We start from the raw sequence: 25,579 nt of genomic DNA on the forward strand, positions 1-25,579 counted from the left end.
TTACGCCAGTGGCTATCCCATAAAAGTATAGTCGCCGGCTTTCTTCATTCTTGGCCAAACAATAGTCGATAATCATTAAGGTTAGACTTGTAAAAAATAGTTAATCAGGGGAAAGCGAAATAATGCCGCCGTGACAGCGGCAATGTATGATCTGACTCGTCCATGCATTTTGATTACCGGGCGGGTATATCCGTATGGATATTTATTGTTACTGGTTTTACTGCGCTGTCATCACACTGCTTACGGTTAGCCTACAGACGATAAAAGCTGCGTTAACCACTCCGGTAAAGAGCCTGAAAGCGAGTAGCCAGAACAATTGCGGCTACGGTATATATATTGGAGTATAATGCTAAAAAAAACGTCGTAATTTTATTCAGACCGATTTTTGCTAAAGCGCCTTGAGGTTTGTTTTTACTAAGTCTTTATGCTAACCATTAAATTAACTGTTTAAAGATCGCGCGCAATTTGCATTACTTTTTCCGCTTCAATGCGACGGTGAATCTCATGCACCATGCTGTCCATTTCCCGCGCGCATTCGCGGAGTTTTGAAAAGATCTCTCTTCGCTCGTTCTCATCTTCGGCCATATCCAGCAGGTTTACCAATCCGAGCATGGTTGCCACAGGCCGCCTGATCTCATGCGAGCTTATCCATGCAATCTCACGGAGTAAACGGTTCTGCCTGTTAACCTCTTCTTCTTTTTCTTTACGGTAAGTTATATCCTGACAAACGATGATGTAACCCTGAAAAGCGTTATCTTCATCATATGCCGGGGTTAACTGGGCTGATACCCAAACCGGGGTTCTGTTTTTGGTATAAATGATCGTATCTATACCAAAAGCTTCCCTGGCCTGTTGTTTTCTTATTAACGTTTGGATCACCGGGTCATCGGGATCTGTCAAAAAATCACCCGGCATTTTATTTACCACTTCTTCCATAGCGTAGCCGGTCAGCTCTACAAACGCATTATTTACCCATTGTACCCTTCGCAGATCATCGGTAATAAGCACCATATTATTTACCTGTTTGATGATGCGTGCCAGCCGCTTATTTTCCTGGGTGCTGCGTTTAAGGGCATCAATATCTCTTACCGCCCCTATCAGTCGTATCGGTTGCTTTTGTTCGTTATAAATAAAATACCCCTGGTCCATCACGTATTTATATTCACCTTTACCGCAATTGAGCCGGTATTCGCATTCCCAGTTGGTTAAACCGGCACGGCTGATCCTTTCCTGGCTGCTCACTACTTCTTCCATATCATCCGGATGGATCAGCGACCGCCACCATTCCAGTTCATAACTGATTTCGTCGAGCGATATTTGCACCAAATGTGTAAGGCTTGTATTGTATATCAGTTTGTTTTCAACAATATTAAGGTCATAAACAACATCCCTCGTCGCCTGGGCCACCAGTTCGTAACGTTCAACTGCTTCTTTTAACCGTTCGTCTTTAAGCCTGTCTTCGGTAATGTCGGCGAAGTATACGGCAACACCTTCATCGGTAGGATAAGCAGCCATCCTGAGCCAGCGCTGCAGGATAACCGAGTAATCTTCGTGCCTTACAATAACCCTTTCTTCAAGCGCTTTATGGTAAACATGATAAAACTTATTTTCGGCTTTAGGAAAAAACTCAAAAATACTTGCACCAATAATCTGGCTTCTGTCTGTTTTAACCATCTCCCGAAAGATGTCGTTTATCCGGGTTATCTTCATTTGGCGGTCGAGCTCAAAAAAGCAATCGGTAATACTGTTCAGCGTATGCTCAAAGCTATACTGATACCGATTACGCTCCATTTCCAATTGCTTGAGCTCAGTAATATCCTGTAGCGAACCTGCTATCTTAAGTTCCTGCTCCCCGGTGCTTTCAACGCGGGCAAGCTGCCGGATATAACGGGTTGTGCCATCCAGGGCAGTGATGCGGTGCGTTACATCGAGTTGTTTACCGGTACTGATGAGCTCATGCAAAGCGTTGATCATCAGCGGCCGGTCTTCCGGAAAAATGTGATTTACATAAATATCGAATGCTTCGCGCCCATCCCGCTTCAAACCTGCGATGCGATAAACTTCGTCTGACCATATCAGCTTGTTTTCACGGGGGTAGAATTCCCATCCGGCCACCCGCGACAACAACTGGGTTTCACTAAGCTTGTGTTTTTCTTCTAAAAGCTCCTGGTTTACTTTTTCAAGAGCTTGCTCAAATGCTACCCGTTCGGTCATGTCACGAGCCATAACCATGATATGGGGCTTTTTATTGAACCAGATTTTATGCGAGGTAATATTTACATAAATCAGTTGCCCGTCCTTTTTAATGTGACGCCAGGTACCGCTATCATTGAGCTTACTGTCTACCCGATCGGACGAAGCAATCACATTCTCCCGGTCTTCCAAAGGCCTGATATCCAATATTGTCCGTTGCCTGAACTCCTCCGCACTGTAGCCATAAACCGCAACTGCGGCATCGTTTACCGAAATGAAACGGAGTGTCCCCGGCTCGTAAATCCACATTGGGTTTGGATTGGATTCATACATGCTCCGGTATTGCTTTTCGCTCTGTTTCAACCTTCGTTCTTCTGACCTGATCAAAACGTAAAGAGCAATTGCTGTAACCATCACAAACAGGCACCCCTTTCCTAAACTCAGCCACAGGTATTGGTGGGGGCTAAGTATTCCTTCGAAATAAAACAACAGCCGGTCACTGAACAGGATCCACAGCAGGCTAATCAACAAATAAGCAAAGGCAATTCCGAACGCCCCTTTTCTCATATATAGTCAGTAAAATCAATAAAGTTGTTAAACGTTATTGTTAATTAGTAAGTTACCAATTAAAAAAATTAAGCCCCTGAATTAAAATTAAACCGTTGTATAAATAGCAAGCCCCAATAATTGTAACATCTATGTTACCTTCGATATTTATTACCGGTAACGCCAAACCATCCCTTTGGTTTTTTTCGTAAAAACATAAATTATTGTATACCACTTAACATCATTGATACCCGGTATCTCCATGCGACTGAACTTTACCCGCAATTTACAGCTCGGCTACGGGTTTTCGATATTGATCCTGCTGATCGTCGGATTCTTTTCCTATAATACGATTAATAATTTGCTAAATAGCAATAACGCTGTTGGCCACAGCACGCTGGTGATCCAGAAGCTTGAACAAGCTATTTCATCGATGAAAGATGCAGAAACAGGGCAGCGTGGCTTTCTGCTTACCGGCAAAACCGCCTTCTTAGGCCCTTATAAGGGTGCCTATCTCAAAACACAGCGCCTGATTAGTGAGGTAAGTGCCTTAACCGCCGATAACGCTCTGCAGCAAGCCAACCTGGCAAGCATTCAAGCGATACTAACCCGGCGAATGGCCATCCTGGAACAACTTGTTTCAAAAAAACAACATCAACAGGTTGTTTCCACAGCCGATCTGGAAGAAGGAAGATCTGCCATGGATGCATTGCGCCTTGCCGTTGACCATGCAGAAGATACCGAAAGCAAACTATTGGACGAACGCAGGGCGGTTTTGGAACGTTATACCTTTGTTGCTCCTGCAGCCATAATCGCAATGCTCATACTCGCCGTTGTGATCGCCTCTCTGTCATATATTAGTGCAATTCGGGATGTAAAGGTAAAAGAACGCCTGCAGCAGGAACTGGAGGTGAAAGAACAGGAGACCGCGGCTTTTAACGAGGAGCTTACCGCGGCTAATGAAGAGATCAGCACAACAAACGAGGAACTCCTCTCAATCAATGGGGAGCTTTTGGAGGCACAGCAGGCACTTTCACGGATGAACGGATCGCTGGAGGAATTGGTAGCTTCACGCACTAAATCCCTTGCAGAAAGTGAAGAGGAAACGCAAGCTCTTAATGAGGAGCTTACCGCGATTAACGAAGAACTTGCGGCATCAAACGAAGAAATGCTGGCAAGTAATGAGGAACTACAAAAAAGCAGGGACGAAATACAAAAGAAGGAGCAGTTATTCCGTTCTATCGCCGTCAATATTCCCCGCTCGCTGGTCCTCGTTATTGACAGAGAACATAACCTGATAACGATGGAAGGTGAACTGATGCAAAAATTAGGGTACAATGGAGATAGTTATGCAGGTTTACATATGGCCGAACTTAACTCTCCGGAGCGATATGCCATAACCAGGGAGTATTATGAGCGGATGTTGAACGGTGAGCAGATAAGGACCGAACTTAAAAGCACCGGCGGCCATGATCTGCAGGTAGATTTTGTACCATTAACAGATGAACGGGGAATGGTGTATGCCGGACTGGTGATCGCGCTTGACATATCCGATCAGAAAAAAGCAGAGGAACGCAGTGCCAAACTGGCCGCCATCGTAGAATCATCAGATGATGCAATAATAGGCAAATCGCTGGAGGGGACGATCACCAGCTGGAACAAATCGGCAGAAAGGATCTTTGGTTACCCGGCCTCCGAAATGATAGGACAATCTATTCTTAAACTGGTTCCGGAAGACCGGCAGGATGAGGAACCGCAGATCATAACCCGCCTGAAAAACGGGGAACGCATGGAGCATTTTGAGACAAAAAGGCTGGCAAACGGTGGTCGTGTCCTGGACGTATCCCTAACCATTTCGCCTATACGCGACAAACACGGAAAGATCACCGGGGTTTCCAAGATCGCCAGGGATATTTCAGAACAGAAACAGGACGAGCTGCGAAAAAATGATTTTATAGGTATGGTGAGCCATGAACTTAAAACCCCATTAACCTCACTAATGGCGTTGATCCAGGTAGCTAATCTCAAATTGAAAAATAATCCTGATAGTTTTCTCGCGGGCGCTATGGAAAAGGCGGAGATCCAGGCGAAGAGAATGAGCAGCATGATCAACGGTTTCCTGAATATATCGCGCCTGGAATCAGGTAAAATCGCTATTAATAAAGAATTATTTGATTTGGACCTACTGATCAGGGAAGTTGTTGAGGAATACGGGCTCACTGTTTCCACTCATATTATTGACATTGATATCAGTAATCATGTGCAGGTTAACGCCGACAGGGAAAAGATCGGCTCGGTAATTTCCAACCTGATTAGCAACGCCGTTAAATACTCGCCCAAACGCGGGAAGATTGAAGTGAAATGCGCTCCGGTCAATGGCTTTGCCCAGGTTAGCATAAAAGATGAGGGGATGGGGGTTAATGCCCAGGACCTGCCGAGGATCTTTGACCGTTATTACCGGGTTGAAAGTAACCAAACCCGTCATATTTCAGGTTTCGGTATAGGGCTTTATTTAAGTGCCGAGATCGTCCGCCGGCACGAAGGACAGATCTGGGCAGAAAGCGAAAGCGGTACAGGATCTGTTTTTCACTTCAGTTTACCACTGGCTTAAACCGAGCATCATTACGGGTAACCGGGGATTTTTTATTAATTTACCTATCGCACCCGTTAAAGTTTAAAGTAACATACGATGCCCGAAAAAAACACCATTCTATTTACATTGCATCACCTGGGCAATAGCGAACGTATCCATACACTCCCCGGGCAATATCACAGTTTAATGTCGCTCATATGTGATAAGCTGGCAATTCCGGGCTTTGGGCTGTGCTGCGGAATGGGGAGCTGCGGCACCTGTTTGGTACAAATTACCGGCCATCACTCAACAATTAAAAGAAATGTATTGAGCTGCAGCATCCTGATCAATGAGGATCTATCAAATACGGATATATTTATACCGGATAGAATATATTAAAAGATCCCGTGAATGCTGATATAGCCTTGCTAATGTTTTTTTTATGCTATTTCTTTTTCGATGTTGTTAATCATTTCTTTTAACAAAGCTTTAAAATCACTGAATGCTAATAAATTACATCACACAAGTATAGCTTTTAAATTAGCAGATGTACTTGAATATACCTAAATTTAAAAAAAAGATTGATGCAGACAGGCTCCCAACCAAAGATGAAACGAGCTGACACGATACGAAAATGCAAACTGATTATCCTGTGCTTTCTTTTGGCCATTTCGGCAAACGCGCAGGAAATTACCAGGCGCCATGTTGATTCTTTGCTTTCGCAAAAAAGCTTCCTGGGTTCTGCCGCCAACCGCATCCATGTTGCGCTGCAACTGGCGGAGTTTTTCACCCATCTGCGCCACCCTTCCACTGCACAATTGGATAGTGCTTCTCACTTTATTAACCAGGCCGAACAGCTTAATTACCGCTCTCCGCAGTCTGAAACCAACTTTCGCATTGCATTGATCCGTTCGGCTTTTTACAAGTCGAAAGGCCAATCCAAAAACGGCCGCGCATTGCTTGAACAAACCACACAGCAAATTAAGCAGGCACATAACTGGGCGCTGCTCGGTAAAGCTTATTTTGAGTTATCTGAATATTACAGTCAGGATTTTTTGCAGCAAACCATGGTTTCCCGAATTCGCTATTTAAATCTGGCCGTCGGTGCTTTTGAACGTACAAACCAACTGGTTGAACTTGCCAGGTGTTACCGGTTATTAGCCGACCTGCACCAGATGATGAATGATTATACCCTTGCTTTTGCCGAAACTAAAAAGGCATTAGCCTATTATGACCAGGCTCACTACACCGAAACCCAGGGGCTTTACGCGTTATTAGGAAGGCTGTATTATACCCAGGGCGACTATAAAACAGCTATCAGCTATGAACTAAGGGCCCTGAAAATTGCCACCGCAAGCCACGCGGATAATGTGAGGTTAATATGCCAGATCAACAATAACCTGGGCTATGATTTTGTAAAGCTTGGCGACAATCAAAAGGCCATCAATTATTTTTCACGTGCTTTGGAAATTGCTAAATCAGAGAAAGATAATGCAACCATATACCTGCTGGCAGGCAATATAGTTGATGTTTACCTCCGGATGCATCAGCCCCAAAAAGCCAAAGCCTTTTTAACACAGGTGACTCAAAAATTTGCGCATCCCTCCGGTAAGTTATATGAAGGAGGCGATGAGGTAAGTCAAACCTATCTTAAAATTTACCTGGCATTAAAACAGTATGATACGGCTAAACTTTACTGCGACAAACTGATACAACAAACCAACAATCCCAACCTCAATTTATATGCGCGGACCAGCTATTATGAACTGATCATTAAGTTTTACACCGCAACCGCAAGGTTTGCCGAAGCGTTAAAATACCTCAAAATGAACCAGGACCTATTGAGGAAGATTGGTAATGACAATGACCTTGGCACCAATGAAACTCTTTGGTTTGGCCTGGATACCAGCCGGAGACAGTATCAGTCGGCTATTCATCATCTTATATCAGCCAATACCATCAAAGACTCGATATTTAATACCACCAAAAGCAAACAGATTGAGCAGTTGCAAATTGAGTATGAAACCCGGCAAAAAGAAGCACAAATTACACTTTTAAACCAAAAGAGCAAGCTTGAGCAGGCTAATTTACAGCAGGCCAACCTGGTTAAAAACCTTACTATCGGCGCCATATTTTTATTGCTGGTCATAGCGGCTTTATTATTCAGGCAAAACGTACATAAGCAAAAAAGCAACGAGGTGATCACTTCCAAAAACGTTTTGCTGGAAGATCTGCTGCTACAAAAGGAATGGTTGTTGAAAGAAGTACATCACCGTGTAAAAAACAACCTGCAAATTGTAATGAGCATTCTGAACACACAATCGGCTTATTTACAAAACGATATCGCGCTTGAAGCAATTCGCGGCAGCCAGCACCGGGTAAATGCTATCGCACTTTTACACCAGAAACTCTACAGCAGTACAACCACCGCCCTTGTATCTATGCCCGCTTATATCGGCGAATTGATCGATTACCTGAGCGATTCATTCGATACAGGTTACAGGCAGATCAAAATAAACCAGGTATTAAATCCTCTTAACCTTGATCCGGCCCTGGCGGTACCCATCGGTTTAATATTAAACGAAGCTATCACCAACGCTATAAAATATGCTTTTGATCATAGGGGCGGCGAGATCAAGGTGAGCCTGTCAACATCAGACGATGAAAACGCAATTTTAAAGGTATCTGATACCGGTCGCGGCCTCCCTCCCGACTTTGACTTTAGTGAAGCTAATTCCCTTGGGATGGAAATGATGAAAGCGCTTGGCAGACAGTTAAAAGGGAAATTTGTAATTGAAAATGGCCATGGCGTTACCGTAATGATAACCTTTCCTATTGAACAAAACCGGGAAGAAGCTTTTGTAGAAAAGGACTATTTATAGTGCACGTTAATTGAAAACCCTTCGACCCGGCAAAATCTTAGATTGTTCATAAATATTTAACATATCACAATGAAAAATAAACTTCTTTTAATCAAAAGCTTTTCGGGTTGATCGTTGTTTTTTCACAGCGCAGTCGTTTTATTACCGTTAGCTTTCGTCTTCTAAAAACTTGAAGTAAAGCACAATATTCACTAACACTTTTCGACCAATGATTGAAAAAACTAAAAAAACTTATTTATTTATACCAGGTGGGTGACATGGTGCGTGGGTATTTGATCCAATAACAACGCGAATGAAATCGTATGAAAAAGATTGTTTTTCTTTAACATTACCCGGACTCGAGCAAAAAACCGTTAGCCAACACAAGATCATCAATTTGACAACTCATATTCAATTTGTCATTGATTTTATTGTTGAAAAGAAATTGACCAATGTGATATTATGCGGGCATAGCTATGCTGGAATGGTTATTACAGGTGTAGCTGATATTATTCCTGAAAATATTTTCGGGCTTGTACACATAGATGCCTATATTCCAAAAGACGGGGATTCATGTTGGAAGCTAACTAGCGATCAATATCGCGAGCTTTTTGCAGCTGGCGCCGCGGCGGATGGATTTAATGTAGTTAGCAGACCAGGTTCTGATAGTAGAAGGCGCCCACACCCTTTGGCTACCTTTATGCAAAGTCTACGATTAATTGGTAACTACAAGCAAATTCGAAATCTTACTTTTATCTATCTCAGCGGCTGGGAAAATACTCCTTTCCGGCAACTATATGAATTACATAAAAATTCTCCGGAATGGCGAGTGGAGGTGATTGATTGTGAACATAATGTTATGGAGCATCGCCCCGATGAATTGACTGAAATTTTACTGAGTATAGATAAATAGGTCATTTACGTAGTCCTGACCCATAATATTTGAATGATGCGATACGGCAAATCAGTCAACAAACGAGGAAACTCTCAAAGACAATTTTCTTCTTCGGTCTGAAAATACAGCCATTCAACCGAGCTATAGCCCAAATGCCAAACAGGTTCATGATTGTATTTATTTTTAGGAGTTGTTAGGTCGAAAAAGAAAGTGAAGACTATCTGAATGCTTTTTAAGACAAAAACATATTTTCACAGAAATGGTTAATTAATCATGCGTTTGCGTCTTTGTTTTTTGATATGCTTTTCAATATCAGGCTTATGGGCCGCAGCGCAGACGTTAGTAACAGGGCAAGTGGTAGATGCCTCCAGTGGTGAGCCCCTCGCATCAGTTTCAGTGACTTTTGCAGGTAGTAATATTGGCACCCAGGCAGATTCGCTGGGACGGTTTCGGCTGGCCGGAGCAGTAACGTTTACACAGGTAGCATTTTCACATGTTGGTTATTTACCCACCGTCAAAGTAATTGTACCCGGGCAAGCGAATAAATTACAAGTATTGCTTGAACGGGATGCTAATGAGCTGGCAAATGTAACGATAACCTCGGTGAGAGGGCAGCGTTATCGCAACAAAGGAAATCTGGCAGTCGCGCTCATTCAGCAAGTGATCGATCATAAGCAGGAGAACCGGGCAGAGGCTGCAGCTTATTTGCAATATGAACAGTATGAACGAATGGGGCTATCTTTTTTTAATTTACCGCAGAAAGTGGTTGAAAGTAAATTTTTTAGCCAATATAAGTTTATGTTGGATACGGTGCAGGGGCAAACTTTTTTGCCAGTGTTGCTGGAAGAAAAGCTCTCGGACATTTATTTTCGAAAGGAACCGGAGAAGAAAATACAGATACAGAGAGCCCATAAAGGCGTTAATATATTGCAGTTTATTGACACCGCGGGGGTTAAACTTTATGTAAATCAACTGTACGGTCATCAGGTGGATATTTATGAGAATAACCTATTTATTATAGCTAACCAGTTTTTGAGCCCGATAGCGGATCATGCGCCAAATTATTATAAGTTTTTTATTACAGATACCATTAGCACAGCTATGGGTAAACAGGTGGAGCTCGCTTTTACGCCGCGTACAAAAGGAGATCTATTATTTGAGGGCAAGTTGGTTGTGACGTTGGACGGGCGTTTTTCAGTAACCGCTTGTGAATTAAGGCTAAATGGAAAGATCAATGTAAATTTCGTAAGAAGCTTTGACGTACTGTTAGATTTTGCCCGGCAAACTGGCGGTCGGTATGAACTGGCCAGCAGTAGGGTTAAGGCAGATTTTGGGCTGACTAAAAAAGGCTGGGGTGTATTTGGTGAGCGTAAGGTGATATATCGTAACTACAAAATCGGTGCGCCGCAGACTGCTGCATTTTACCAGGGTGAGACTTTACAGGTGGCTACGGGCAAAGCTGGTTTTGATACGCTTAGCAAAGGCCAGGCGCAGGTTTACGAAAAGTTGTACAAACTGGAACAGATGCCGTCTTACAAAAGAACAATGTGGTGGCTGTCTACACTTACAGCGGGCTATGCCGATACCGGCCCAGTCCAAATCGGACCAATTGCACATTTTTTATCTTTTAATAGCCAGGAAGGCCTGCATTTGGAATTGGGCGGACGAACTACTCCATTGTTGGATAGCACCTTTTATTTTGAGGGATACGGTGCTTATGGCACTAAAGACCATCGGGTAAAAGGGAATGCGATTGCTTATCTTTCATTAAATAAAACAGCGCCCTACCGTTTTCCTAATAATTATTTTAAGGTAAGCTATTTATATGATGTAGATGTACCTGGTCATACTTTTTCGGTAACCAACCGTGCTACAGCATTCTCATCTTTTCAAACCGGGAAAACCAACTATTGGCTATATAGTAGAATATTTGAGCTACAATATTTTCGTGATTTCGAAAATCATTTCTCGTACATTCTGGGTTATAAAAACTGGCAGCAAACACCGGCTGCAGCACTGGTTTATCAAAAAAATGATGATGGCAGTTTGGTGAACAATTTAACTACCAGCGAGTTAAATCTTCACTTGCGCTATGCGCCGCATGAAGAGCTTATTCAGGGCAGCCGCACGCGGCATAGTATCCATAACCCTTATCCTATTTATGACCTTCTTATTAACCGTAGCCTTGGTGGCAAGTATGCATATACCGACTTTGGAATTAACATTTATAAGCGCTTTTATCTCTCTCAGGCCGGCTTTACCGATGTTACCCTGCTCGGCGGCTATGTGCTGGGCAAAGTGCCTTTTCCCTTGCTCAATATCAGCCCTGCCAATCAATCGCTCGCTTACAAGCGAGATGCTTATAATGCCATGAACTATCTTGAATTTGTAAGCGATCATTACGTTGGTCTTAACCTTACGCACACCTTTAACGGCTTCCTGCTAAACAAAGTCCCACTAATCAAGCATCTAAAATGGCGGGAATTCATCTCTGCCAAAATATTGTACGGTGGCTTGCGTGCCGAAAATGATCCGGCGCAAAGCACAGGCCTTTATCGCTTACCTGCTGCAACCAAAAGCTCCAACGGCACTTACACCCTTGGCAGCGCACCGTATGTTGAAGTCGGGGCCGGGATAGCCAATATTTTCAAATTTTTGCGGATCGACCTTATTCGCCGTTGCAATTATCTTGACCAACCCGGCGCACGCGTCTTCAGCATCAAATTCAGTTTCCAGCCTGAATTTTAAAACCAATGAAACTTAAATTGAAGCGGGGTTAAAAACTTTGAAGGAAAATAACACCGAACAGCTGATAACGCCGAAATTATAGACGGAGCATTGTTGCGGCTAAATATGCTATTTAAACTTGGTTCGGTTTTTCCAAAAAAATGGAAGAATTTAGAAAAAGCTGTAATAACCAGTCAAATTAGCTCGGCGGCATTTTTAATTCACCACACTAACAATAAGTTAGGAAAAAAAAAGCCGGGATAAAAACTGCGAAAAGCTTTCATCCCGGCTCGGTACTCAAACCCGTCGTCCACAGGAACCAATTTATCGATGACCAGAGGCGATTATCTGCTTTATTTAATGATTGAGGCCGATTTAAAATATCTTAGCAGTTTTTGCTTGAACCACATTTTAAATCCTAACAATCTAAACTGCCGGTTAAAACAGCTAATATTTGCGGGTTGATTATTTACAATTAAGGGAGTAGCTTTATAAACTTACTCCTTTCCAGCTCTCCTATCTGCTTAAGCGATCTGATTTCGTCTGGTATAAGTTTATAAGATGTCTCAAACTGTTTTAAATACTTCTCAAAATTTATTGGATAATAGCTCAGTAAACGATTAGTTTCCTCCGCTATACCCAGATTTTTCGGTATGTACATTCCTTCGTTGCCGTTATCGGTACTTTTCAATACTGCTGTTATCATGGTTAGGCGTTTAAATTTCTCTACGAGTCCAGCCGCAGCCAAGGATCCGGGAATCTTGTTATAGGCTATGCGTATTTGCCTGGCAACCCTGCTATTTTGATCCGGAAGAAAAACATTTAAACAAAGGTTACTCCCATCATAATTCCAGCTGCCATCGTGGCTATCGGGGTTAAATTGCAGAGGCTTACCGTCTACCAATATCTTTGTCGGCGGTTGGGTGCCAAATAGCTTTAATGTAAACTTTTTCCGTTTGGCCATACCTTGATAACTTCCAACAGCAGGAGCAATATTCACGATCTGCTCGTTGCCGTTAATTTGTGATTTTATGTTCGTTTTGGCGAATTGACCTTCATAATTTTTATCGTTTCCGCTATCCTCGTAAATTTGAAATTTACCGCCATCACCCGGAAATATGCCAAGCGTAATACCATTTGGGTTCTTATCCAGGTTTTGTATCTGATCATTGTACATTGGTATAATCGAACCTGCTTTTATATACACCGGATACTCGTTAATGGAGAAAGAGCGTTCAAGCTCCTGGCCTCCCTTTAGCAACGTACCGGTGTGCCACTCGTACCAATCATTTCCCTTGGGCAACCAAACCTTAACAGTAGCGAAACCGTCTCTAGATGGTGTTGTAACCGGCCTGATCAGCATATTGTCGCCAAACATGTATTCTTCTTTATAGCTGTAGGCTTCCGGCTGCTTCTCATAATCATAATACATTGGCCGGCAAAGCCCGATACCTGTTTCGAAAGTTTTTCTCGACATGGTGTAGATGTAGGGTACAAGCGCGTAGCGCAGCCTGATAGCATCGTGCTGAGCCGTGGCATATTCGGGAGCAAAATTCCAGATCTCCTTTTTTATAGCTGCGTTTTTGGTTGAGTGCGTGCGCATTATCGGGCTAAAGCCACCGTATTGTAACCAGCGTGTATAAAGCTCAGGCTCCACGCCTTTCTCATTGCCTTTTAGAATATGCCCGCCGATATCATGGCTCCAGTAGCTGTACAAAACATTAGATGCGGTGCTGGTAAAATAAGGCTCGTAGGCTAATGATTCCCACGACATGAAAGTATCTCCCGAAAACCCGATCTGGTAGCGGTGATTACCAAGGCCGCCCCAACGGTGATATAGTAATGGTCTCGTTTCGCCATGTCTGGCCTTGTCGGTAAAAAAGGTGTAATTAAGCCACCATGTGTTACTTAGTTGCGGTATTTTATTATCGTTTGGCCATTGTTGCCAGTCCAGCCACCAAAAGTTAACTCCCGCTTTTTCAATCGGCCTTAAAACAATATCAAATAAGCCGCGCATAAAAGCCTTGTTTGATGCTTCAAACGGAACAGATTGTTTTTTTGAAGTATCAGCTTTCATGTATGAGGTAAAATCTTTATAACGTTCTTCGGTTGGTTGGATACCATCTGCCGGATGAAGATTTAAAGTTGTTTTCAGGTGATTTTCTTTTGTCCACTTCAAAAAACCATCAGGATTTGGAAAAAGGTTTTTATTCCAGGTGTAGCCCGTCCACCCTTTGGTATGCCAGTCCATATCTATTACCAAAACATCTGTAGGCACATCAAAACGTTTAAGGCTTTGAACCAATTCCCGCAGTTCATTATCCGAATAACTCCAATATCTTGACCACCAGTAGCCAAACACGTAGCGCGGCAGCATAGGTACCCGGCCTGCTATTTTGCTAAAATCCAACAGGGCCGATTTGTAATCATTGCCATAGCCCAGAAAATACCAATCTAATTTTGGCGCGCCGGGAGTGGTTACCCATGGCCAATCAGAATTATCTAGTCTTAAAGACTGCGAATCGTCAAGAAGAAACCAGCCATCCCTTGAAAGTATGCCATCTTCCAGTTGCAGTTTTTGATTGCTGTACAGGTTCATTTCACCATCCTGCCCATCAAGGGTTCGGAAGGTTCCTTTTAAATTAAATTTCTGTTTTTGCCCAGGTTTCCAGGCAATGGTATCCGTATTTAAATAGCGAATTTTAAGATTGGTACTATCAAACGCACCCGAGTTCATTTTATAAGCGAGTTCGATCTTGTTGGTTTTCAAGTAAAACCAATTGTCCTGATTGTGTGTAGTAAAAGCGGGAACAGGTAATTTGCGGTTAACAACAACTAACGATGCCCTGTTATCGTAGCCGCCCAATTCGCCCCATTGCAACCTGATCATTTGATCGGTAAGCACTGTAAAGCGGGCATTGCCCAATTGCACAACGGCCCTGGTATCGGGCGTTAACTGATTACCGCTCTGTGCATAAGTTTTGGTTGTGAGCAGTACAAAGGCAAAAGCTATCGCGCTGCATATTGTGTTTAATTTTAGTTTGTAGGTGACGATCATGTAATGAATATTAAAATTTTGATTAAGGGAAAACCTAAGTGTGCGGACACAGTACACCCAGCAGGGTTAAAAAATCCTGGTGCTATCTGATATTAAAAGAAAATGAGGGTAATTATAAAATCAGCACATAAACTAAATGCCTTTGCTCATTATTAGCTGTCGGTTTAAAGCGGTTGCCCTATCCGGAACAACCGCTTTATCAAATTTCCGGGTCTGGCACTTTATCCGAATCTCATTAAAGACATTGATAAAAGCCAAGGCACCGGTATCAGGGTTTAGGTTACCATCCAAAATTTTGTACTAGCGCCGGATCAATATTGATTTCGGTTTGCGGTATTGGCATCAGGTAATGCCTGTCGGCAAAAACACGGGTTTGATCTACCACGGTTTTGTAAAACACGGCTACGCCCGCAGCTTCGCTATTGGGGTCCAATCCGGTCGAGTTAAGCTCTGCCGGAGTTGGTCTGGCGTTCATGCCGTGCATATCGCCATTATCTACACTTTTGGCTATTAACCAGCGGCGTACATCCCAAAAACGCTGATTTTCGAACGCAAATTCTATACGTTTTTCATTTTGGATCCTTTTGCGCATTCCTTCTTTAGTATTATCAGATGCGATGATAGGCAGGCTCGGCATAGATACCCGCCTCCTTACGGCATTTATGGCATTGTAAACATCGCTATTGGGCGCCCCCAAATATTCGTTCATAGCTTCAGCATAGATCAAATAAATTTCGGCCAGGCGAATTATTGGGAAATTGCGGTTAGCGCTGCCGCCGCCTTTCAGGTTAACGTTAGGATCGGCCCATTTTCGCCAGTTGTAACCGGTTTCGCAGTTGGTGCCCGGTTTTGGCCAGCCATCACATCCGCCGCCATTGTTTCCAAACCAGGCAAATTTTAGGGGCCGGGCATTGTTGGTGTAATTCCATACACCATATTGAAAAAATATGGTAGCATAAAAACGAGGATCCCTGTTTTTATACATGTTAGAGATATTAGATACCGAAGTATTGCGCACGCCATCCCAAAGCTGGCCATTCCAAAAACCAGTGGTTTGATAGCCCGATTGAGCATCTGTTATAGGCCTGCCGTTATTCATCTCGTAAGCATCAACCAGCTCCTGAAAAACGCTCATCTTCCCGTTGCCATTTACCGCGTTGCCATCCCGACCGTTAGGCATGTAATTGCCTTCAAAATCACGATTGCCCGGCACAATCAAAGGAAGGATAGTTTCATCATAATTCCGTGTAAAAAACAACTGTGCATAGTTATCAACCGGGTTTGACGGATTTGGGTTTGATAGCGAATAAGCATTCAGATCCAACACCGCTTTGGCAGCATTTGCCGCCTGCAACCATTTATTATTATCATACGTTTGCGGAAATAGCTGTGTGCCATCGGCATTCTTAACTCCTGCATACATGGTATTACCGTTAAATAAAGGGCTGGCCGCATAAACTAAAGTACGCGCTTTTAAAGCTAAAGCAGCGCCCTTGGTAATACGTCCATAATCGCTCGAGCCACTAGTGTATGATACCGGTAAAATGGCGGCAATGGCATCACACTCGGATGTGATGAACTTCACCACATCATCAACAGTATTTCGGGTTGTGGTTGTGGCCGATGGATCAGTAGTGACTAAAACGGTATTAATTAAAGGCACAGCGCCATATCTCCTGAATAATTCGAAATATTGATTTGCACGCAGAAACCTTGCCTCGGCTTTGTAAAGCGGAATGCGTGGCGCATAATAATCACTTCTTGAAGCCGGGATAGGTGTTTTATCAATACTTGCCAAAAAGATATTTGATGAGCGGATGTATTGATACGCCCTGCCCCAAATATCAAGTGAGTTATTGGTAGCATTCCACGCGCCCGAGTTAAATGCCAATTCGGGCACGTTTTCCCAGTGATTTTTACACTCATCTGTACAGGCACCTAAAGCCGGACCACCGCCACGCACATATTGTACATCGTTGTTATTTAATGATGCGTACAAATGCGCCCAGGCGCTTTCGGCATTTTGGATATTATTAAACACCGCATCTTGCGTAACTAGTTCGGTAGGCACTACGTTGAGGTATTTTTTACAGGAAACCACAGTAATGCAGGCAATTAAAAATAAGTATATAAGTTTATTGCTTTTCATGTTAAATCTTTTAAAATGTAAATCTTAAACCGGCGTTGATCACCTTTTGCTGCGGATAGGTTCCGGTACCGTTGTTACCAATTTCGGGGTCGAAATTAAAATCTTTAAGCTTGCTCCAGGTGAGCAGATTAATACCATTCACAAAAATACGCGCGTTCTCAATCCCTATCCGTTTCATCCAGGTTGTAGGTAAGGTGTAACCCAGTTCAACTGTTTTTAGGCGGATGTAATTTGAAGAATAGATCCAAAAGGTTGATGCCTGCTGGTTGTTCACATTATCGGCCGATGAAATGCGTGGGAACATATAATTAGCATCTGGATTTGAAGCAACCCAATGATTATCAACAACCTGAACCAACGAACTGGCAAACCTCGAGAAAGAATAAACGCCCGACCCCGACAGTAATGTAGAACCACCCAAACCACCCTGAAACAACACACTCAAATCAAAATTGGCATAATGGTAACCAAGTGCAACACCAAATTGCGATTTGGGATTGGCTACTTTTCCGGGAAGAAAACCTGCATCAAGGCTATTAATCACGTTGTCGCCGTTCAAATCCTTGTACTTGATATCGCCAGGCTTGGTAACACCAAGGCTGGCCTGCGAGGGGCTGCTGTTAATGTCCTGCTGGCTTTTAAACAGACCGAGAGCGGTGTAACCATAAATCTCGTTAATGCTTGTGCCTTTTAAAGCCTGCCATTCACGGCCTGGATAATCCGGTTGCGCGTAAAACAGGATCTTGTTGGTGGCATAAGCATAATTTATAGTAATACTGTATCCTTGTTTTTTACCAAACTCACGCCTGTGCGTAAGCGAAATTTCATATCCCCTGTTGTCGGTTATACCTGCGTTAACGGCCGGTATTTGTGGCAAACCTATAAAGGCAGGTATCAGTTGCGAAGTTGCGAGGATATTATTACGACGTTCCTTAAACACATCGGCCGAAAGCGAGAACATCCCTTTCCATAAGCTCAGATCAAGGCCTATGTTCAGTTTTTTTGATCGTTCCCAGGTTAGCATGGTGTTGCCCGCCTGGCCTTCCAGGTAGCCTCCATAGCTATTACCATCGTTATTAAAACCAAATTTGTACCCGTCGCCTTGTACCCAGGTGCTTAGATAAAGAAATCTGCTCGATCCTATCTTATCGTTACCAACAATACCGTACGATCCTCTTAACTTAAGTTGATCGATAAAACTAAGTGATGGATTATCTTTAATAAAGTGCTCGTTCGAGGCTATCCAGCCAGCCGAAACAGCCGGGAAAAATCCGAACCGGTGCCCTTGCGCAAAGTTTTCTGATCCGTTATAGCCAAAGTTAAACTCGGCAAGGTAACGATCATCATAAGCATAAGCGGCACGACCCAACACGCCCTGGTATTTGTATGGCAAACCGGCCCTGGCATTTTGAATGCCATCGGGTACAGCATCAAAAAAGCTCGATTGGTTGTAGATGGCCATAGCTTTTACGGAGTGCTTACCAAAATCGCGGTCGTAATTGACATAAGATTCCAGTACGGTACGCCGCGAACCGTTGGCATTTACGCCGTAGCCAAGTGTGCCATTGCCATTATTTACAATTACATAATGACCATTGGCCGCCAAATCCGTTTCGGTATCAGCAACACCCTGATTTAATAAATATTGATAGGTGATATTGGATAATGATCTGTTTACATTCCGGAAGTTATTATTATCAAATGATAACCTAACCCGGGTACTTAACCCCTTGGTTAACCAGCCCAAATCCCACTTAAAACCTGCTGTTGATTGCAATGAGGTTTCAAAGTTTCGCTGGTAACCAGATTGTGTGAGATCAACATACGGAGATTGATTGGTATTAGGCGCGGCACCCGGCGAACCATCCGGATTGGTGATTGGGTAATACCAGGCCGGTGTTTGTTTGATGTCGTTAAAGATCTGAGAGGCGTTTGCGCCGGGATAATTCCTATCATACACAATAGCACCTAAGTTCAGCTCCATCGACAGGTTTTTGGTAAGGTTTAAGTCGATATTTGAGCGGAAGTTGTATTTATGGGTGATGGCCTGGATATCGTATTGGCTTACAGCATCTTCGTAGTTATATAAACCATTTTGTTGTAAATATGATAAGGAGATAAAATATCTTGTTTTTTCCGTACCGCCAACAACGTTCAAATTACCTTGCGACAGGTATGAAAATGGCTTCAGCATTGTTTTTGTCCAGTTAACATTGGGGTACAAATACTGGTATGCCGGGTATGTGCGGTCGCGGTATTTATTCAGCAAAACATCAGTATAAGCACTGGTATCCGCAAAAAGTCCATCGTTTATCAAACCTTCCTTGTAAAGCTTTCGGCCAGTATATGAATCTACATATTGAGGCAACGAGGTTGGCGACTGCCAGCCATTTTGCGCAGTTGCCGAGATACGTGATGTGCCTATTTTACCACGTTTGGTAGTAACCAGCACAACGCCATTGGCACCCTGAATACCATAAATAGCGGTCGAGGCAGCATCTTTCAGGATACTCACGCTCTCAACCTCATTAGCATCCAGGCCGCTAAAATCCCTCTGAATCCCATCCACCAATACCAACGGGGCCGAATTATTGGTAGTACCAAAGCCCCTGATATTCAAGTATGAACCATCAGCCCCCGGTTCACCACTGTTTTGAACCGTTAATAAACCAGGTAAGCGGCCGGCCAGCGCATTGCTTAAATTAGCAACCGGGCTTTGCTGCAGTTCTTTAGTACCTACTGATACTATCGAACCGGTAACACGTTCTTTGCGCTGCGTTCCGTAACCTACTACCACAATTTCCTGCAGGCCGGTGCCGGGTACAAGGCCGATAACGCCCAAATCTTTCGCGGCCTGAACTTCTTTGGTTGTGTAGCCAATAAATGATATAACCAGCGTACTGTTATCGGAGATATTTTTAAAGGCAAACTCACCTTTTTCGTTCGTGGTCATTCCCTGCGCTGTGCCCTTAATTTTTACCGATGCACCGGGCAATGGCCTGCCTGCTTCATCCACTACGGTACCTTTAACATCAATGTTTGCTGCAGCCACCTTTTTACCGGCATCCGAATCATTGGATTCTCCGTTGCCTTTAATAACGATGGTTTTTTCGGCAAAGCTGTATGACAGCGCCTGGCCTTTCAATAATACATCAAGCACATCTTTAATATCGGCATCTTTAACGTTAATAGATACCGAGGGAGAGTTTTGCAGCAGCTTATTCTTATAAAAGAAAGTATAGCCGCTTTGCTTATTGATATCCTTTAATACTTTTTCGAGCGATACCCCGTTTTCAGACAAGGTGATCTTCTGGGCGAAAACATCTGCTTTAACCTGGAAAGTAAAAGCAATCGTTAACAAAATAATTAGCTTCATCACTAAAAATATTCTTCTACTTAAAAACAGAAATTCGCAGTTTTTCGAACTACGTAGATTAATTTTCATAGTTTCGTTAGGTTTTTGGTTTGGTTAAAAAGTAAACTTCGACGGTTTCTTATAATCTCTGATCCAGAAACTACCGCGCAAGCGGAACCTGCCGGTGGTGTTGGAAGCACTTCCGGCATTTTTTTTGAATGAGATTTTGATGGGAGCTTTTTTAAGTATCTTTTTTCTTCATCGTAAATTGGTTTTTAGGTTAATAACTGGTTATTGGTTTTATAATTTTTATAGGATGATGTAGGGCCGCTATTGAGAAACTATAAGTTTTCGTCCGCTTGATTTCACATTGATATCATCTAGTTTGAGTATTTTGATCACTTCAGAAAAAGCCGCGTTTCTCGGAATTTCTCCGTTGTAGGTATCGTTGCCTATTTGCCCCTGGTATTCTATCTCAACATTGTACCACCTAGCAATTTTGCTCATCACATCGTGGATATCGGCATTCTTAAACAAGATCACGCCATTTTTCCAGGCCACAAATTCGTCGGCATCTACCGTTGTTTTTGATAGCTTATCGCTTTTAAAAACGGCCTGCTCGTTTGGTTTTATAATGATTTGCTGTGTGATAGCTGTTTGATTTTTTCGATAAACTTTAACGCTGCCTTGAAGCAGGGTTGTTTTAACCGCAGCTTCATCAGGATAAGCATTGATATCGAAATGCGTACCCAACACCTGTACTACCTGACCGGCACTGGTTACTTTAAAGGGTCTCATAGCATCATGAGCCACTTCAAAGTATGCCTCGCCGGATAACTCAACGGCTCTTTCATCACTTGTAAAATCTACCGGAAACTTAATAGTACTACCTGCATTAAGCCAAATCTTGCTACCATCGGCCAGTGTTATTTGATACTTACCGCCGCGAGGCGTTGACAATACATTGTAGGGCTGCGATTTGCCGGTAATTTGAGAGGCAGTTTTTTGATAGGTTATACTGCTATCTACATCATTATTGACGGTAACATCATTAAGTGTAAACAATTTTCCTTTGCGCAAACCATCAAGGGCAATTTGCTTTCCATCGGCAAGCGTTAGCGTAGCTTTATTGCCACCTGGTTTAATAATATTTTTATCTGATGCTAATTGGTAAGGCTTAGTGTTGCTATTGAAATACTTATTGGCAAATAATAGGCCACCAAGAACAAAAACCACAGCTGCGGCAGCTGCCCACCAGCCTACCGGGATAAGATGTTTTACCTGGTTTTTAAATAGCCTGTTCTGCAAATCTGTTTTCAGGCGTTGCTCAATTTCTGCTTTATTGCCAAAATCTGATGTCCATGGCATATCCGATAAATCGAAGTTATCACGATATTCTTCAAATAATTTTTGCTCCTGGGGCGTGCAATTGCCCAACGTGCAACGCTCGTATAATTCAACAAACTCTTTGTATAACATAGCTATAACGGTTATCGGTATAGACAACTTTCGCGGTAATAACTCACATACTTTTTTTATTTTTTTTAGATTTTATCATACAATCGATATCGAGCCGCCAACTATCCCTCAACAATAAAACTTTGTTATTACCTTGCATGGTTCAAGCTCAGATCGGGATCTTTTTAAATGAACTACACGAAACAATCAGATGAAAATTTATTTGCCGCGGTAAAACGTAACGACAAGAAGGCGTTTACTCTGCTTTATGATCGTTACTGGGAGTTGGTTTATAAAAAAGCATTTTCTTATTTGCATGATACAGATACCTGCATGTCCATTGTAAACGATATTTTTATTAATATCTGGGAAAAGCGGGATGTGCTCAACATTATCACATTTAAAAATTACCTAAACGCTGCCGCCCGGTACCGCGTATATAACGCTATAAAAGCAAGCAATACATCGCCGGTAAAATATGTTGAAGATTATGAAAAGCTGGATGATTTAACGGTTGTATACAACAATGCCGAAAGCAGTATTGAAGTTAACCAACTTAGCACCAATCTGGATAAGCTGCTTGATAAACTACCTCCACGCTGCAAAGAAATATTCCTGTTGAGCAGGGTAAATCAGTTAAGCAACGCCGAGATCGCCGAGCGCCTGTCTATTTCGAAACGGGCGGTCGAAAACCAAATCTCTCTGGCTGTTAAACACCTTAAGCCTCATTTTAAACATTACCCTACCGTTATATTGGTTGCCAAGCTTGTGCTTTTGCATAGCAAATTGGGATTATAAATTGCAACCATCTATTTAATAAGACATTGGTACTCTTATGGATTAGTGAAACAACTAAGCGTATATTTACCAACAGCAGGAAAAGCGGATAATCTTCAAATTTTAAAAAACGTCACCCAATAACGCGTTTGCCTGACATCAGGAGACCATTATTGGGTAACGTATATAACTAAAATGCTCAATCTCACTTAAGCACTATTCAAATAACGCAAATTGTTTAATGAGCAAGTGATCGCACCATATCAATTTAAAATCAAAAGGTATCAATTGTCGCCAGCCCTTATCAACCTAAAATGATCTAACATTGCCTGGTTAATGTTGATGTTCATGTTCTCGTTGGCGTTTTTAAAATAAATCGATACAATGTGCTTACCCTTACTTAATTTAAGTTTTATGCCATTGCTGTACCCCCAATTGCTCCATTCACCTTTCCCGCGTTGGGGCAATACAATGGTACCCGCAAAACTATCATCCACAGTTAATGTGCGTATGGCGCATTTATTTTCGGTATTGATAGGCCCGTTGCCGTTAGCATATCGCAGATCGATAATATAGGTACCAGTCCTAATAATATTTACCGGTATATCCAATTTGGTAATCGTGGTTTTACTCACCTCAACAAAACCACAGCCTGTAAAACCCTGGTAAGGAAGTTCTGATTTTCCGGTGATCGTTTCAGCTTCAATGATTTGCTGCGCCGTTGCTGGAATTACGGAAACAGGTTCGCTTGCGAATGAGCTTACTCCTTTGGCATCTACCGCAACAACCTGGTATTCGGCGTACTTCCCGGCAATTATATTAAAGGTTGATGATTTGGTCAGCCCAATCGGTTGCCCATTCTTGATAACCCGATAACTCACTGCATTTTTCGTTTTTAACCAAGACAGCTTTTTTTTAGCATTGGTAACTACAGGTGTTTCCGGCGCGGTATATCCCGGCACCAGATTGCTTTTTCCAGAGACTGTATTGTTGGCGAGAACTATGCCTACCTGGTGGCTTCCTTTCAGATCTGCCGGAAGTAAGGCCCTGCTCATATTCCTTCCGTCAAGGCTTATGCTTTTTATTTGGTTACCGTAGCCACTCATTTTAATATCCAATACGGCATCACGGTATTTAAAATGATGTAATGAACGTTTGCCAGCCAAAGTTTTAGGCACAAATGGCGTAAACTCCAAACTGTTTTCGCTATAATGAATACCAAACAGAACTTTGTATACCAAAGCAATATTGCCCGACAGGCTCCACAGCATATTACTGCTGTTAATCTGGGTACCGGCGAAATCGCCATCGCTGGCAACAAAATTTTCTTTATTGGTAAGCCAAAGCGCGGCCGGGCGGTAAATAGCAGCAATAGCCCGCAAAAGCGATGTTTCATTACCCGCCTTTGCCGATGCCATTGCCCAATAACTTTCAACAAAGGGCCATACCGCGTTATTGTGATACGGTAAAATATTAGGTATTTGCGGGTAAATACACGGGATACCAAATTCGTTTACCGGCGTATTGTTAATTACAGACTGCTGTTTATCGGCATCAGCGGCATCGAATAGCACAGTCAGAGCTTCGCCTAATGCTTCCGATCGTGGCGATATTATTTTGTTGTTCCTGCCATAAAGATATTGGCCGTAGTAGCCTTTACCTGATAACCATAAGCTGCCGAGGCCTTTTTTGATCAGCTCAGCCTGTTGAAGATAGCCCGAAACAGCTTTATGATCACCCATTAAACCAGCCATAGCTGCCAAGACCTTGTTAACCTGGTAATGCACTACACTGGTGCCTAAGCATTCAGACTCATAAATATCGGCCGGCTGCATCCATTTTGGATAGGTTTCTTCGCGCCAGTCTAAAAACGAAGATTCGCCCCTGACAAGACCGGTTTGTCTGTCATACACGTTATAAGCATCATCGGCCGCTGATTTTTTAATGATCGGGTATACCTTTTCCAGCCACTTTCTGTCGCCGGTTACCTTGTAAACCTCCCAGGCGGCAACAGCCCAGATCATCCTGTCGGACGATACCGGGTAAGCCCCGCCCGTACCGGTATCCTGTATAATACGGCCGTTCTGTACCTTCTTCATGAGGCTATACATGGCTACTTTGGGTTGCAAAACCGCCATGGAAAGAATAATGCTGTAACTGATATCCCGTGTCCATACACCGCTCCACTCCTTGCCTGTCCTAAACGTACTGTCGGGCTCAACAGCATTCTGCATTTCCTCTAAAGCAAGATTATAGATTGCATCGGATAACAAATAACCTGAACGATATTGAGGAAAAGCGCTTATATCTTTACTCAATTTCCATAATGAAGCTGTGTTATTGGCATCACCCGGTTTATTCAAAATAAGCGTGGTTTCGTAAATGCCATCACCATCGGGATCCTTTAGTTCCAGTTCGGGATGATTGATCAGATTGTTAAAATCCCAAATCAGGGGGGCGGTACTTCCTGCTACAAACAAACCTTTAAAATCGTCTTTGTAGATCTTGTCGCCATTAAAACAGGTGTAATAGCCCTTCGTTTTAAAAGCGCTCAATACATCGCGCATATCCACACGGATCTTAAATTGTGAAGATGGTTTTAGATAAATACCGGCCGGGGCGTTTTTTTTATCAGCATCAAGCTGCCCAAACCTGATAAGCGGGGTTGCATTTTCAGAACCTGAGCAAATAAAATGATGATCGTTGCCGGAGGGCATTTCATTATCCTTGCCGTTAATGCTAAATTTAAAGTCAACCACGGGGCTTTTAAACAGATTGGCCGGGCTTTGATAGTTGGATTGCAGATCGGTTGCTGATGCCGCTATTGCTGTGTACTTGCCCTGTACTACCCTATCCGGATAAATGGTATAAGCATCTGAAGTATAAATTGGTTTACCACTTTGCGCGCTCACATAACCGGCACTAAGCAATAAGCTAAGAATTACTGAAACAGAATTTTTCATTAAAAGATATTTTGATTATAAAACA

11 protein-coding genes and 1 pseudogene are annotated in these 25,579 nt (G+C 42.8%); 6 read left to right on the forward strand and 6 right to left on the reverse strand.

All coding sequences use genetic code 11. The annotated features are described in order from the left end of the window. Positions 1–447 precede the first annotated feature (447 nt). Positions 448–2,760: a PAS domain S-box protein gene (locus tag ACP26M_RS10740; RefSeq protein WP_426588704.1), complete on the reverse strand. Its 2,313-nt coding sequence runs from the start codon at positions 2,758–2,760 to the stop codon at positions 448–450. 241 nt (positions 2,761–3,001) lie between these two features. Here ACP26M_RS10740 and ACP26M_RS10745 point away from each other — a divergent pair, with 241 nt between their 5' ends. The 5 genes and pseudogenes from ACP26M_RS10745 to ACP26M_RS10765 all read left to right on the forward strand — a co-directional run bounded on the left by ACP26M_RS10745 (position 3,002) and on the right by ACP26M_RS10765 (position 11,815). After that, positions 3,002–5,350: a PAS domain S-box protein gene (locus ACP26M_RS10745; protein WP_188831777.1), complete on the forward strand. Its 2,349-nt coding sequence runs from the start codon at positions 3,002–3,004 to the stop codon at positions 5,348–5,350. 78 nt (positions 5,351–5,428) lie between these two features. Beyond that, positions 5,429–5,710, forward strand: coding sequence for a 2Fe-2S iron-sulfur cluster-binding protein (locus ACP26M_RS10750; protein WP_188831776.1), 282 nt, complete (start codon positions 5,429–5,431; stop codon positions 5,708–5,710). Between the two features lie 209 nt (positions 5,711–5,919). Next, positions 5,920–8,193 carry a tetratricopeptide repeat-containing sensor histidine kinase gene (locus ACP26M_RS10755; RefSeq protein WP_188831775.1) on the forward strand — a complete coding sequence of 758 codons (2,274 nt, stop codon included), beginning with the start codon at positions 5,920–5,922 and terminating at the stop codon, positions 8,191–8,193. Positions 8,194–8,461: 268 nt separating this feature from the next. Continuing rightward, positions 8,462–9,085, forward strand: a pseudogene (locus ACP26M_RS10760) (alpha/beta fold hydrolase); the annotation flags it as partial. Positions 9,086–9,340: 255 nt separating this feature from the next. After that, a complete protein-coding gene (locus ACP26M_RS10765) occupies positions 9,341–11,815 on the forward strand; it encodes a DUF5686 family protein (protein WP_426588707.1) in 2,475 nt (824 codons plus the stop codon). Between the two features lie 454 nt (positions 11,816–12,269). On the opposite strand, the gene ACP26M_RS10770 is transcribed toward ACP26M_RS10765, so the two are convergent. The 4 genes from ACP26M_RS10770 to ACP26M_RS10785 all read right to left on the reverse strand — a co-directional run bounded on the left by ACP26M_RS10770 (position 12,270) and on the right by ACP26M_RS10785 (position 21,835). Continuing rightward, positions 12,270–14,852: a TIM-barrel domain-containing protein gene (locus ACP26M_RS10770; RefSeq protein WP_426588709.1), complete on the reverse strand. Its 2,583-nt coding sequence runs from the start codon at positions 14,850–14,852 to the stop codon at positions 12,270–12,272. 280 nt (positions 14,853–15,132) lie between these two features. After that, positions 15,133–17,001, reverse strand: a complete 1,869-nt coding sequence (locus tag ACP26M_RS10775) for a RagB/SusD family nutrient uptake outer membrane protein (RefSeq protein WP_426588711.1) — start codon at positions 16,999–17,001, stop codon at positions 15,133–15,135. Between the two features lie 10 nt (positions 17,002–17,011). Next, on the reverse strand, positions 17,012–20,377 hold the full coding sequence (locus ACP26M_RS10780; RefSeq protein WP_426588713.1) for a TonB-dependent receptor: 3,366 nt from the start codon (positions 20,375–20,377) through the stop codon (positions 17,012–17,014). 309 nt (positions 20,378–20,686) lie between these two features. Continuing rightward, positions 20,687–21,835, reverse strand: coding sequence for a FecR family protein (locus tag ACP26M_RS10785; protein WP_426588715.1), 1,149 nt, complete (start codon positions 21,833–21,835; stop codon positions 20,687–20,689). Between the two features lie 168 nt (positions 21,836–22,003). Here ACP26M_RS10785 and ACP26M_RS10790 point away from each other — a divergent pair, with 168 nt between their 5' ends. Next, positions 22,004–22,612: an RNA polymerase sigma factor gene (locus ACP26M_RS10790; RefSeq protein ID WP_426588717.1), complete on the forward strand. Its 609-nt coding sequence runs from the start codon at positions 22,004–22,006 to the stop codon at positions 22,610–22,612. A 263-nt stretch (positions 22,613–22,875) separates the two neighbouring features. Here the strand turns inward: ACP26M_RS10790 and ACP26M_RS10795 are convergent, their stop codons facing one another. After that, entirely contained in the window at positions 22,876–25,554 is a 2,679-nt protein-coding gene (locus tag ACP26M_RS10795; protein WP_426588719.1) for a glycogen debranching protein, read from the reverse strand. Positions 25,555–25,579 lie beyond the last annotated feature (25 nt).

It is taken from the genome of Mucilaginibacter sp. R-33 (genome assembly GCF_049949235.1).
Lineage (GTDB): Bacteria > Bacteroidota > Bacteroidia > Sphingobacteriales > Sphingobacteriaceae > Mucilaginibacter.